This window comes from Burkholderia sp. Ap-955 (assembly GCF_011753045.1).
Taxonomy (GTDB): Bacteria; Pseudomonadota; Gammaproteobacteria; order Burkholderiales; family Burkholderiaceae; genus Burkholderia; species Burkholderia lata_D.
In genome coordinates this window covers 45092-58079 of sequence record NZ_VWWH01000007.1, presented here as the reverse complement: position 1 = coordinate 58079, position 12988 = coordinate 45092, and the positions used below count along the sequence as shown (strand labels likewise).

The window sequence follows — 12988 nt, the reverse complement described above, 5'->3', positions numbered from 1 at the left end:
AAAAACGGCGGGCAACGTGCCCGCCGTCCTGTCGTTCCGATTCGAACGACCGTCGATCGCGTTACTTCAACCGCGTCGCGATTTCATTGGCCATCGCCTTCGTCGCGGCCTTCGTCGGCGCATCGTCGGCCAGCGCGTTCAGCAGGCCGAAGTCATGGATCGTGCCGTCGTAGCGCGTGGTCGTCGCGTCCACGCCGGCCGCGTCGAGCTTGCGGCCGTACGCCTCGCCTTCGTCACGCAGCACGTCGAACTGCGCGACCTGGATCAGCGCGGGCGGCAGCCCCTTCAACTGCGCGACGCTCGCACGCAGCGGCGACGCGTAGATTTCGTTGCGTTGCGCTTCGTTCTTCGTATAGGCGTCCCAGAACCACTTCATCATCGGCCGCGTCAGGAAGTGGCCCTGCTGGTACGCGTTGTACGAACCCGTGTTGAAGTTGTGGTCGGTGACCGGCCACATCAGCCCCTGGAAGCGGATCGCGGGGCCGCCCTTGTCCTTCGCCATCAGCGCGACGACAGCCGACATGTTCCCGCCGACGCTGTTGCCGACCACCGCGAGGCGGCTGCCGTCGACGCCGATCTCCGCGCCGTGCGCGGCCACCCATTTCGTCGCCGCATACGCCTGATTGATCGCGACCGGGTAACGCGCTTCCGGCGACGGCGTGTAGTTCACGAACACCGCGACGGCGCCCGATTGCACGACGAGATCGCGCACGAGGCGCTCGTGCGTCGGGAAATCGCCGAGCACCCAGCCGCCGCCATGGATGAACACGAATACCGGCGGTGTGCCCGTCACGCCTTGCGGACGCACGATCGTGACCGGCACCGACAGGCCGTCCTGCTCGATCGTACGATTGGACACGTCGATGCCGGACAGGTCGACCTTCACGCTGTTCTGCGCGTCGACCAGCACCTGGCGCGCCTTCGCGGGGCTCAGCGTTTCGAGGCCCGGGCCCTTCTGGCCGTTCAGCGCGGCGAGGAACGCGCTCGTCTTCGCATCGGGACCGACGGCGTCGGCGCCCGCGGCGAACGCGGCAGGTGCGGTGGACAGTGCGGCTGCCATGGCGGCGGCGATCAGCAGCGGCTTGACGATCTTCATGGTGCAACTCCTTGGTCGAATCTTTGAATGGCGATGGATAGTTGGCAGTGCGATTGATCAGACGAGCGTGAGCGTGACGTCGATGTTGCCGCGCGTCGCGTTCGAGTACGGGCAGACGACGTGCGCGCGGTCGATCAGCGTTTGCGCGACATCGCGATCGAGGCCCGGCAGCGAGATCTTCAGTTCGACTTCGATGCCGAAGCCGTTCGGGATCGCGCCGATGCCGACGCTGCCTTCGATCGCGGCGTCCGCGGGAATCGCGATCTTGTCGCGCGCCGCGACGAACTTCATCGCGCCGATGAAGCACGCGCTGTAGCCGGCGGCGAACAGTTGCTCGGGGTTCGCGCCCGCACCGCCGGCGCCGCCGAGCTCGCGCGGCGTGGTCAGCTTCAGGTCGAGGCCGCTTTCGGGCACCGTCGCACGGCCGTCACGGCCGCCGGTGGCTTTTGCATGGGCGCGGTACAGCACTTTTTCGATCGACATGACAGACTCCTTTTTCAGCAAATGAATGAAACAGCCTTCGAACCGGGGGACCGCGTGCCGGCGGTTTCTTCGCCGGCTTCGCACTTATTTATCTACTCATAGATAGACAAACATCCCCAAAAAAATGCAGAGGATCGATTCCCCTGCGCCAGCCATCTATCTACTACATGATAGATAACAAGATTCAATAAAAAGGCGGCGGACCGCCCCATCGCTCGCGCGCCGCCCGTCAGGACCGCGCTTTCCAGACGGCCTCGACATCCTCGAGACGCGCCCGCGTATGAAACAACCGACTGGCCAGCACGCTGCCCTGGAACGCCGCGTACAGCGTGCGCGCGGCCGTGTCCGGCTCGCCGCTGAACTGCAGCGTGCCTTCCTTCGCGCCTTGCGCCAGCAATTCCGCGAGCCAGCGCTCGTTGGCCGTGAAGAACGCCTGAACCGCCTGCCGCACGTTCTCCGGCAACGTTTCGATGTCGGACGCGAGCATCCCGCACAGGCAGATCAGGTTGCCGTCGCCCAGCGTGCGGCCGAACATCTTCGTGTACAGGCTCAGCTTCACGTCGGCCGGCAGCGCCGGATCGATCGCCCGCACGGCCGTGAGGACTTCGTCGCTGTAGGCCGCCACCGCTTCCAGCACCAGATCGTCCTTCGACGGGAAGTAGTAGTGGATGCTCGACGTCTTCACGCCTACCAGGTCGGACAGGTCTCGATAGCTGAAGCCGTTGTAACCGCGCTGCATCATCAGCGTGATCGCGTGATCGAGAATCTGTTCGCGGACGGTCGGTTTCGTTTCCATGGATCGAACTTTATCTACTCGTAGATAGAGAGTCAAGGATTTTTTTAAGGGCGCGATGCGGGGCCCGCCCGGCGACCCGCCAGCGCGCCGGCACAATGGCCACCCAGTGGGCGCGCCAGGTTCGGCATCCGTTTTCCTTGCCTGTCGCAGTGATGGCTCTCGTTTCTTCCGCGGTCGCTCGAGGCCCGCGGGCTTTGATGCTTTCCTTCGCGACGGGCCAGTTACGTACCTCGTGATGACTTCCTTGATCGTCTCGGACACCGCGCGCGCTCCAGCCGAATCGACCAAACTAGGTTTGACCTCCGCCGGATAGTGGGTGCGCTACAAACGATCGTGTCCTTCATACAGATTGATCATGAAGATCACTCCCTTTCGATTTTCATGACCTCAATCCCGCCATCTCGCTCCACCCAAATCTCCTCGTGCCCCGCTGAATCGATCATGAACCCTGACCCGGGCGGCATTCTGAGAAATCTGACGACTTCCGGCAGAACATCAGCCAAATGCGCGACATGGACGGGTTTGAACTGGCGAGACTGCTCAGCAGAGCCACCACAATAAAAATACCAGCTGATCTTCTCCCCTTTGCCCAACACAACCCGCTCACCGTGAAGCGGATACTTGCCAAGGGTTTCAAATGCGATTGCTACCATTTCCTCAGGCTCGACTTCAGCGAGACCGTATGTGGAACATGTCTCTCTCTGCAAATCCTGTTGCGTCGACGCTCTATTTTTTTCCATCATCCAACCTTAATTGATAAGGCGCCCCACCTATTAAGGTGAGGCGCGGACTCAACCGACATGAACTTCGTGACGGCACCGACATACCTACTGCGGCTTCAACATCCGTTGAATGATCGTCCGCAGCATCGCCCGGTGCGCGCGCGGCTTGAACCCCGGCTCGAACACGACGCGCCCGACCGCGCCTTCCGCGAGCGCGAGCAGCCAGGTCGCGACGAGATCGGGCTTCAGGCTGCCGTCGATCTTCCCTTGCGCGACGCCACGCTTGATCAGCGCGACCATCCGCCCTTTCACCTGCGCCTCGTTCGCCGCGAACAGCGCGGCGACGTCCGGATTGCGCGTCGCCTCCGCCGCGGTCTCCACGCTGATGCGCGCATAGACGGGCTCGCTCGACAACTCCATCAATGCCAGTGCGATCTCCTCGATCGCGGTCAGCGCATCGTCGGCGTCCGCATGCCGTGCGAACAGTTCGGCCATCTCGCGCTGGTCCTCCTGCGCGACCGCCTCGATGATCGCCGCCTTCGTCGGGAAATAGTGGAACAGGTTGCCGGGGCTCATGCCGGCCGCCTTGCAGATCGCGGCCGTGGACGTCGCATGGAAGCCGTCGCGTGCAAAACAGTCGATCGCGGCGTCCAGGATCTGGCGCCGCTTCGCTTCCGCTCTTTCAGGGTCGATCTTTCTCAACAGGCACTCCGTGCTAGACGATGACTCGAATCTTTATTAGACTGATTAGTCGATCTATTATCGTGGCGACGTCCTGCAGGCGTCAAGGCATCGTGCCCATGCCGCCTGCGACCTCCGCTCACAGCACCGCTCCGAGGGCATCTTGAAACGAATCGCCATTGCCGGCATCGCGCTCGTCCTGCTCCTGCTGGCCGCGGTGGGGGCAATCGCGTTGCGCGGCCTGTCCGATTTCGAGCTGAAGGGCGCGGAGGTGTCGACGCTCGCCTTCCACGCCGGCGACGCCGACCTCGTCGGCACGCTCGCGCTGCCGGCCCACGCGTCCGATGCGCCGATCGTGCTGCTCGTCCACGGCGACGGGCCGCGTACGCGCTTCTCCGACGACGCGATGCTGCCGCTCGTCAACAGCCTGCTCGACGCCGGGATCGGCGTGTTCGCGTGGGACAAGCAGGGCACCGGCCGCAGCGGCGGCGACTGGCTCGCGCAATCGATGCAGGACCGTGCGAACGAAACGATCGCCGCGATGGCGCGCGTGCGCGCCGCCGTCGGTCCCGCGCACAAGATCGGCCTGCTTGGCTTCTCGCAAGGCGGCTGGGTGATTCCGCGCGTCGCGAATGCGGTGCGGCCCGCGTTCTCGGTAATCGTCGGCGGCGCCGTCAGCTGGCGCCGGCAAGGCACCTATCTGACGCGACAGCAGCTCCAGGCAACCGGCCTGCAGCCGGATCGAATCGATGCGACACTGGCCGCCGAGCGACGCGCCAACGACGCGATCTTCGGCCAGGCGGACGTGCCGGCCGATCCGCGCCGCCGCCCGGACATCGAGCCGCGCCGCTTCGGCTTCATCGCGCGCAACTACCTGGAAGACGCGTCACAGGCGCTCGCGACGATGCAGGGGCCGGTGCTGGCCGTGTGGGGCGCGCAGGATCGCAATGTCGATCCGGTCGACGAGGCGAACACTTACACGCATGCGTTCGCGAACCGGCCCGACCGGCGCGTGGTGGTCGTGCCCGGTGCGACGCATGCGCTGCTGCGCGCCGGCTGGTTCGACTACCAGCTCGAGTCCGACTGGCCGACGTGGAAGCAGTGGCTGTACACGGTGCTCGGGCGCGATGCCTATGCACCGGGCACGCTCGGGCCGATCGAAGCGTGGATTCGGGCGCAGTGAACACGTGTGCAACACGGCGACGCCTTCGAAGGCGTCGCGCATGAAACGGGCAATAGGGGCCGCGCCGGCCGGCGTGGCCGCATCAAGGAGAGGTTTCAATGTTTTCGTGGTTTGAACGGCGCCTGCCGACTTTCCCGCTCGAAGATCCCGTCACGCCGCCGCGGGGATTCTTCTCGTTCGTCTGGGCGTGCACGAAAGGCGCGCGCAGCTGGATCCTGCTGATCGCGCTGACGTCGGCCGCGCTGGCCGCGTACGAAGCCGCGCTGTTCGCGATGATGGGCCGCGTGGTCGACTGGCTCGCGTCCGCGACGCCGGCCGACTTCGGCGGCCGGCATTTCGGCACGCTCACCGGGTTCGCGGCGATCCTCGCCGGCAGTGCGCTGCTGATCGCGCTGCATACGATGGTCAAGCACCAGGTGCTCGCGATCAACTTCCCGATGCGGCTGCGCTGGCTGTTTCACCGGCTGATGCTCGACCAGAGCCTGTCGTTCTACGCGAACGAGTTCGCGGGCCGCGTGACGACCAAGATCATGCAGACCGCGCTCGCGGTGCGCGATGCGCTGTTCATGTCGGTCGACGTCGTGATCGGCGTCGCCGCCTACCTGATCGGCATCCTTGCGCTCGCGGCCAGCTTCGACTGGCGGCTGATGATCCCGCTCGCGCTGTGGGCGCTCGGCTACGGCCTGGCGTGTGCGTATTTCGTGCCGCGCCTCGGTGCCGTCGGCAGCCGCCAGGCCGATGCGCGCGCGCTGATGACGGGCCGCATCACCGACGCGTATTCGAACATCACGACCGTGAAGCTGTTCTCGCACACGCGGCGCGAAGCCGACCACGCGCGCCGCGCGATGGAAGCGTTCAAGGCGACCGGCGACGCGCAGATGCGGCTCGTCAGCGCGTTCGAGGTCGTCAACCACCTGCTGTCGACGCTGCTGCTGGTCGGCTCGACCGGCCTCGCGCTGGTTCTGTGGATGCACGGCGAGGCGAGCGCGGGCGTGGTCGCGGCGGTGATCGCGATGGCGCTGCGCCTGTCGAGCTATTCGCACTGGATCATGTGGGAAATGACCGAGCTGTTCGAGAACGTCGGCACGATCCAGGACGGCATCAACACGCTGACGAAGGTGCACAGCGTGGTCGACGTGCCCGACGCGAAGCCGCTCACGGTGCAGCGCGGCGAGATCGTGTTCGAGAACGTGCAGTTCGCGCACGAGGACAACGATCGCGCGGTATTCGACGGGCTGAACCTGACGATCCGGCCCGGCGAGCGGATCGGCCTGATCGGCCGCTCGGGTGCCGGCAAGTCAACGCTCGTGAACCTGCTGCTGCGCTTCTACGACGTGGGCGGCGGCACGATCCGGATCGACGGGCAGGACATCGCGCACGTGACGCAGGACAGCCTGCGCGGCGCGATCGGGATGGTCACGCAGGATACGTCGCTGCTGCACCGGACGATGCGCGAGAACCTGCTGTACGGTCGCCCCGACGCGACCGAGCGCGAGATGCACGACGCAGCCGTGCGCGCGGAAGCGTCCGAGTTCATCGACCGGCTGCGCGACCGCCATGGCCGCAGCGGCTACGACGTCGAGGTCGGCGAGCGCGGCGTGAAGCTGTCGGGCGGCCAGCGGCAGCGCGTCGCGATCGCGCGCGTGATGCTCAAGGATGCGCCGATCCTCGTGCTCGACGAAGCAACCAGCGCGCTCGATTCCGAGGTCGAAGTCGCGATCCAGCGCAGCCTCGACGACCTGATGAGCGGCAAGACGGTGATCGCGATCGCGCACCGGCTGTCGACGATCGCGGCGATGGACCGGCTGATCGTGCTCGACGAAGGGCGCATCGTCGAGGAAGGGACGCACCAGCAGCTGCTGCAGGCGGGTGGAATTTACGCGGCGCTGTGGGCTCACCAGAGCGGCGGGTTCCTCGGGGAGACGGCGGAAACGGAAAGCGTCGCGCAGTGAGCGGGGCCGCCATGGCAACATGGCGGCACTTCGAGCATCGCTCGTCGGACGAACCCCGGGGGCACAATGCGCCCCCCCTCGCCGCCCGGTCAATGCAACGTCGCGAACAGCAGGTTCAGTCCTTCCGAGATAATCGGATGACCGATGATCGCATCGCGCACCGCCGTGTACGGCAGGCCGCCGAGCATCGCCATCTGGACCGCGGTCGTCACATCGCCGGCACCCGTGCCGACCATCGTGAACCCGAGAATCGCGCCGGTGCCCGGATGCACGAGTGCCTTCATGAACCCGCGCGTGTTGCCGTCGGTGCGCGCCCGCGGCACGGCAGCCATCGGCAGCTTCGCGACCCGGACGTCGATCTTTCGGGCATTCGCGTCCGTTTCGTTCAAGCCGATTCGGCCGAGTTCCGGGTCGATGAACAATGCATAAGGGATGAGGCGCTCCGCGGTGCTCGCCGGACGGCCTTCGATACCGGCTTTCAGCACGCGGTAGTCATCGAACGACGCATGCGTGAACATCGGCGTGCCCGCGACTTCGCCGATCGCCCACGTGCGCTCCGCCGTCGTCGCGAGCCGGTGGTCGACCTTGATGAACCCGCGCTCGTTCGTCTCGACGCCGGCGAGCTCCAGCCCGATGCCGGCGGTCTGCGGCGTGCGCCCGGTTGCCACGAGCACGTGCGAGCCTTCGATGGCACGGCCGTCGGCCAGCCGCACCGTGACATGCTCGCCGCTTTTGCCTTCGACGCCGACGAGCCGCGCGGCGAGTTCGACGCGAATGCCGTCGTCGGTCAGCGCCTGCTGGATGACCGTGCTGACGTCCTCGTCTTCGCGCATCGCGACGCGCGGCGTATCGCTGACGAGCGTGACCGCGCTGCCGAGCCGCCGAAACGCTTGCGCCATCTCGAGCCCGATGTAACCGCCGCCGATGACGACCAGATGCCCGGGAAGCGTCGTCAGTCGCAATGCCTCCACGTGCGTGAGCGGCTGCGCATCGCGCAGCCCCGGCACGTCCGGGATCGACGCGACCGTCCCCGTGTTGATGTAGACGTTCTCGCCCTCGTAGATCGCTTCGGCCCCGTCGGCGCCGCGCACCGCGATGGTTCGCGGCGCGACGAACCGCCCCGTCCCGATCACGAGTTCGAGACCCGACTGCTCGAATGCGCGGCGATTGACGTCGACCATCCCGTTCACGACCGACGCGACATACGCGGAAACGCCCGCCATGTCGGCCGTCACGTCTTCCCGTTGCGCCGCATCCTGCCACGCATGCATCGCGCGTGCACGGTGTATCAGTGCCTTGCTCGGGATGCACGCGACGTTGATGCACGAGCCGCCGATCATCCCGCGCTCGATTACCGCGACGCGCTTGCCTTGCCGGGCCATCTCCATCGCAAGCGATTTTCCGCCCTTGCCGCCGCCCAAAAACAGGTATTCGACCCGCTTGACCTCTGCCATGCTGCTCTCCAGGTTCCGTTCGTCCCGCTCGAAGTGTGTGAGTCGCACGCGTTGCCGCGTCACGACTGCAAAAAGGCGAGCAGATCCGCATTGACGCGATCGGCATCGACGACGCACATGCCATGCGATGCGCCTGCATACACCTTCAGCGTCGCATGCTTCACGATCTGCGCGGACAACCGGCCTGCATTGTCGATCGGCACGATCTGGTCGTCGTCGCCGTGCAGGATCAGCGTCGGCACGTCGATCTTCCTCAGGTCCTCCGTGTAGTCGACTTCGGAGAATTCGCGGATGCACAGGTACTGGCCGTGGATGCCGCCCGTCATCCCCTGCGCCCAGAATGCGTCGACGGTGCCCGCCGACACGGTCGCGCCCGCCCGGTTGAAGCCGAAGAACGGCACCGCGAGATCGCGATAGAACTGCGACCGGTTGGCGGCCACGCCGCGTCGAATGCCGTCGAACACGTCCAGCGGCAACCCGCCCGGATACGCGTCGGTCTTCAGCATGAGCGGCGGCACGGCGCCGATCAGCACGGCCTTCGCGACCCGCTTCGTCCCATGCCGGCCGATGTAACGCGCGACCTCGCCGCCGCCCGTCGAATGGCCGACCAGCGTGGCATCGCGCACGTCGAGCGCGTCGAGGAGTGCCGCGAGATCGTCGGCATACGTGTCCATGTCGTTGCCGGCGAACGGTTGCCCCGAACGACCGTGACCGCGCCTGTCGTGCGCGATCACGCGGTAGCCGTGCTGCACGAGGAACAGCATCTGTGCGTCCCATGCGTCGGCGTTCAGCGGCCAGCCGTGCGAGAACACGACCGGGCGACCGACGCCCCAGTCCTTGTAGAAAATGCGGGTGCCGTCTTTCGTGGTGATGGTGGTCATGGTGATTCCGTTGGAATGGTAGCGATGTACGCTCAGAAGCCTTCGAGCACGATCTTGCCCTTCGCGCGCCCGCCCTCCAGCAGCGCGTGCGCGCGCCGCAGGTTCGCCGCGTCGATCTTGCCGAGGTGTTCGCCGACGGTGCTCTTGAGCACGCCGTCGTCGATCAGCGTCGCCACGCGGGCGAGCAGCGCGTGCTGACGGTCCATGTCGGGCGTGCGGAACATCGAGCGCGTGAACATGAATTCCCAATGCAGCGAGATGGCCTTGCGCTTGAGCGGCATCGCATCGAGCGTGTCCGGATCGTCGATCAGCGCGAGCTGGCCCTGCGGCTTCAGTACGTCGACGATCTGCGCGTAGTACGCGTCGGTATGCGTGAGGCTGATTACGTGGTCCACGTGGTCGATGCCGAGCGACTTCAGTTGCGGTTGCAACGGCTGGCCGTGATCGATCACGTGGTGTGCGCCGAGCTCCACGACCCACGCGTGCGTGGCCGGCCGCGACGCCGTGCCGATCACCGTCAGCGCGGTCAACTGGCGCGCGAGTTGCACGAGAATGGACCCGACGCCGCCGCCCGCGCCGATCACCAGCACGCTCTGCCCGGCGCCGCCGCGCTCGGCGATCTTCAGCCGGTCGAACAGCAGTTCCCACGCGGTGATCGCAGTCAACGGCAGGGCCGCAGCGTCGGCAACGCCCAGTGTCGTCGGGCGACGGCTCGCAATCCGCTCGTCGACGAGACCATATTCGGCGTAGCTGCCGGGCCGCGTGATGTCGCCCGCATACCAGACCTTGTCGCCCGGCGCGAACAGCTCGACGTCGCTGCCGACCGCCTCGACCGTTCCCGCCGCGTCCCAGCCGAGAACGCGCGGGCCGCTCGGCTGCACGCCGAGCCGCAGCTTCGAATCGACCGGGTTGACGGCGATCGCGTCGATCCGCACGAGCAGATCGCGCGGGCCCGGTGCCGGCACGGGCAGCTCCGTGTCGTACAACGACGTCGGATCGTCGATCGGGACGCCGGCCTTTGCATAAACGATAGCTTTCATCATCTGCTCCTTGAAGGGGTAAGCGACGCGTTCACGCGCCGCGCAGGAATTCCGCGACGTGCGCGACATACGCGCTCGCATGCTGGAACAGCGCGCCGTGGCCTGAATTCGGATAGACGATCAACGTCGCGTCCGGCAGCCCCTGCGCGAGCACGAAGCTGTTCGCGGTGGGGATCATGCGGTCATCGTTGCCGTTGGTGACGAGGGCCGGCTGCTTGATCCGGCCCAGCTTGCCTGCCACGTCACCGCTCCAGTTCGCCCACGCGATCATCGCCTGCAGCTGAGCGGACGCGACTTCGGGGCCGGCCGGAAAATCGGGTTCGGCAGTGCGCGCGGCAAGGCGGTCGACGAATGCGGCGGCGGCCGCCTGGCCGGCCGGCGTTGCCGGGAAAAACAGCCGCTTGAGCTTTTCGCTCATCGGCATCTCGCCGTCCGTGTAGATCGCGAGCAGTTCCGGCCGGTCCATCCCCGCGCCTTCGCCGCCTTCGGGCGCGGTGCCGGACAGGATCATCCGCTCGACCAGCTCCGGTCGCGCAATCGCGATGTCCTGCGCGAGAAAGCCGCCGAGCGAAAACCCGAGGATATGCAACCTGTCGATCGACAGTGCGTCGACGAAGTGCAGCACGTGCTGCGCCATGTGCGCGATCGACGTCGGAACCTGTCCGCCGGAGCGACCGACGCCGGCGTTGTCGAACAGGATGATTTCGCGATCGCGGGCCAGCACGTCGACGATCGCCGGATCCCAGTTGTCCAGCGTGCCGGTGAAGTGCTGAAGGCACAGCAGCGGCCGCCCGCCCGTTTCGTTGCCGAAGCGGCGATACGCGTAGCGCACGCCGGCTGCATCGACGTAGCGGGTCGGAGCGGCGGATGATGCAAATTGCGTCATGATGGGTTCCCTCGATGGGCGCGCGACGCGCGCCGTGGTTCGCGCTCAGCTCAGCGCGATGTCATGCAGGTCGATCGATACGACGAGCGGTTCCGGCACGGCCTGCCCGTCGCCTGCACGCGGGTAGATGCGTCGCTTCGTCGGGAAGCGGATCCCCGACACGGTCACATAGTCGCTGACGTAATGCGCGCCCGGCGTGTTGCCCGCGATTTCGACGTCGTAGTCGAGGCGGCGCACGAGGCCGTCCGGCCCCACGTAGATCGTCTGCGCTTTGCTGAACACTTCGAGCGTGTCCGGGTAGTGAACGCGAATCCGGCGCCATGCTTCGCCATGTTCGTTCCAGATGCCGTCTTCTTCGCAGTGCACACCGTCCCATGCAAGCACGAACGGCGCGTTCAGGTACGTCCACATCGCGCATCCGGCGAAAAACGCCAGTTGAAGTTCGTCCCACGGCGTTTCGAGCGTATGCCCGTCGAACGACCCGCGCGGCGCTTCGCGCGCCGCGAGCACACGCCCGGCCGAATCGAGCAGCGCAATGCGATCGCCGGTGAATTCGCTGCGCGCGGCCAGCGCACCGAACGGCGCATGCGACGCCCATTGGCGATCGGTCGCGACGGTGACCGTGGTGTCGTCAAGTACGCCGGCGTGACCTTTGAGACCCCACAGCGCACCGCCTTGTACGAGGCGCGCGCGCACCTGCCGAAACTTGCGCCACTGCGCGAGCCCGCCGTGGGCGTCGATGATGGATTGGGCGATTGCGTTCATGCGGAAGCTCCGTTGAGTGCGGAATTCATGGTCAGTACCGCGCGGAACCGGACGTCCGCGCGCATCATGCGGTCGTATGCCGCCTGCGCCTGCTCGAGCGGAAACGTTTCGATCATCGGCCGCACGTTCTGCAGCCGTGCGAACGCGAGCGTCTCTTCGTTATCCGCCACCGTTCCCGTCAATGCGCCGACGACGGAGCGGCCCCCGAACACGAGGTCGACCGCATTCACGGCGATCGGCTCGCCCGGCACGGCAACGACGATCAGCTTGCCGCGCGCGGACAGCCCCGCGACGGTGTCGGCCATGCCCGAGCCGGTCGGCGCCGTGCCGAGCACGACCTTCGCCCCGCCGAGCGCGCGCAGCGCGGCGGCGACGTCCTCGGTCCGCGCATCGATGTAGCGATGCGCGCCGAGCTGCGCGGCAAGCGCGGCCTTGTCGGCTCCGCGGGCGATCGCGACGGTGTGAAACCCCATCTTGTTCGCGAACTGCACGGCAAGATGGCCGAGCCCGCCGAGGCCATGGATGGCAACCACGTCGCCGGCCCGCGCGCCGGCATTGCGCAGCGCGTTGAACGTCGTGAGCCCCGCGCACAACAGCGGCGCGGCCTCGGCCGCATCGAGATCGTCCGGCACGCGCACGAGCCCGCGGGCTTCGGCCAGCATGATTTCCGCGTAGCCGCCGTCCGTCGTCATCCCGGTGATGACCGGGTTCTCGCAGTTCACGACGTCGCCGTGCCGGCACGACGGGCACGTGCGATCCTCGCCGGCGAGAAATCCCACACCGACACGTTCGCCGAGCCGCCAGCCGGACACCCCTTCGCCCAGCGCGTCGATTCGGCCGACGACTTCATGCCCCGGTACGCGCGGCGGCGCGCCGTCAGGCGCTTCGCGCTCCACGGTTGCGCTGTCGGAATGGCATACGCCGCAGGCTTCGACGCGAATGCGCACCTGCCCCTGCGCCGGCGCGGGAATCGGCCGCTCGACCAGTTCCAGCCGTCCGGGCGCCTTGACTACCGCCGCGCGGTAAGTCGCTTGATTCGTCATGATTGC

13 protein-coding genes are annotated in these 12988 nt (G+C 66.5%); 2 read left to right on the top strand and 11 right to left on the bottom strand.

The window, feature by feature from the left end; all coding sequences use genetic code 11:
• Positions 1-61: 61 nt before the first annotated feature.
• The 5 genes from F3J15_RS06455 to F3J15_RS06435 all read right to left on the bottom strand — a co-directional run bounded on the left by F3J15_RS06455 (position 62) and on the right by F3J15_RS06435 (position 3799).
• Complete coding sequence (locus F3J15_RS06455; protein WP_166888901.1) at positions 62-1096, bottom strand: alpha/beta hydrolase; 1035 nt, start codon at positions 1094-1096, stop codon at positions 62-64.
• 57 nt (positions 1097-1153) lie between these two features.
• A complete protein-coding gene (locus F3J15_RS06450) occupies positions 1154-1579 on the bottom strand; it encodes an organic hydroperoxide resistance protein (RefSeq protein WP_046547194.1) in 426 nt (141 codons plus the stop codon).
• A 229-nt stretch (positions 1580-1808) separates the two neighbouring features.
• On the bottom strand, positions 1809-2375 hold the full coding sequence (locus tag F3J15_RS06445; RefSeq protein WP_046547195.1) for a TetR/AcrR family transcriptional regulator: 567 nt from the start codon (positions 2373-2375) through the stop codon (positions 1809-1811).
• Positions 2376-2737: 362 nt separating this feature from the next.
• Positions 2738-3028, bottom strand: coding sequence for a hypothetical protein (locus F3J15_RS06440; RefSeq protein ID WP_166888898.1), 291 nt, complete (start codon positions 3026-3028; stop codon positions 2738-2740).
• A 174-nt stretch (positions 3029-3202) separates the two neighbouring features.
• On the bottom strand, positions 3203-3799 hold the full coding sequence (locus tag F3J15_RS06435) for a TetR/AcrR family transcriptional regulator (protein ID WP_166888895.1): 597 nt from the start codon (positions 3797-3799) through the stop codon (positions 3203-3205).
• A 142-nt stretch (positions 3800-3941) separates the two neighbouring features.
• Here F3J15_RS06435 and F3J15_RS06430 point away from each other — a divergent pair, with 142 nt between their 5' ends.
• The gene (locus F3J15_RS06430; protein WP_166888891.1) at positions 3942-4961 is read left to right on the top strand and encodes an alpha/beta hydrolase; all 1020 of its coding nucleotides are present in this window, start codon (positions 3942-3944) and stop codon (positions 4959-4961) included.
• Positions 4962-5059: 98 nt separating this feature from the next.
• Complete coding sequence (locus F3J15_RS06425; protein WP_166888886.1) at positions 5060-6913, top strand: ABC transporter ATP-binding protein; 1854 nt, start codon at positions 5060-5062, stop codon at positions 6911-6913.
• Between the two features lie 89 nt (positions 6914-7002).
• Here F3J15_RS06425 and F3J15_RS06420 read toward each other — a convergent pair whose 3' ends face one another.
• From F3J15_RS06420 to F3J15_RS06395, 6 genes are read right to left on the bottom strand one after another with little or no spacing between them, the layout of a single operon-like run.
• The gene (locus F3J15_RS06420; protein ID WP_166888884.1) at positions 7003-8367 is read right to left on the bottom strand and encodes an FAD-dependent oxidoreductase; all 1365 of its coding nucleotides are present in this window, start codon (positions 8365-8367) and stop codon (positions 7003-7005) included.
• Positions 8368-8426: 59 nt separating this feature from the next.
• On the bottom strand, positions 8427-9248 hold the full coding sequence (locus F3J15_RS06415) for an alpha/beta hydrolase (protein ID WP_166888881.1): 822 nt from the start codon (positions 9246-9248) through the stop codon (positions 8427-8429).
• A 32-nt stretch (positions 9249-9280) separates the two neighbouring features.
• Positions 9281-10288: a zinc-binding alcohol dehydrogenase family protein gene (locus F3J15_RS06410; protein WP_166888879.1), complete on the bottom strand. Its 1008-nt coding sequence runs from the start codon at positions 10286-10288 to the stop codon at positions 9281-9283.
• A 31-nt stretch (positions 10289-10319) separates the two neighbouring features.
• Positions 10320-11174 (bottom strand): alpha/beta hydrolase, encoded by an 855-nt coding sequence (locus F3J15_RS06405; RefSeq protein WP_166888876.1) that lies wholly within the window; start codon positions 11172-11174, stop codon positions 10320-10322.
• A 45-nt stretch (positions 11175-11219) separates the two neighbouring features.
• Complete coding sequence (locus F3J15_RS06400; protein WP_166888873.1) at positions 11220-11939, bottom strand: hypothetical protein; 720 nt, start codon at positions 11937-11939, stop codon at positions 11220-11222.
• Positions 11936-12982, bottom strand: a complete 1047-nt coding sequence (locus F3J15_RS06395) for an alcohol dehydrogenase (RefSeq protein ID WP_166888870.1) — start codon at positions 12980-12982, stop codon at positions 11936-11938. The genes F3J15_RS06400 and F3J15_RS06395 overlap by 4 nt, the downstream gene beginning before the upstream one ends.
• Between the last annotated feature and the right edge of the window lie 6 nt (positions 12983-12988).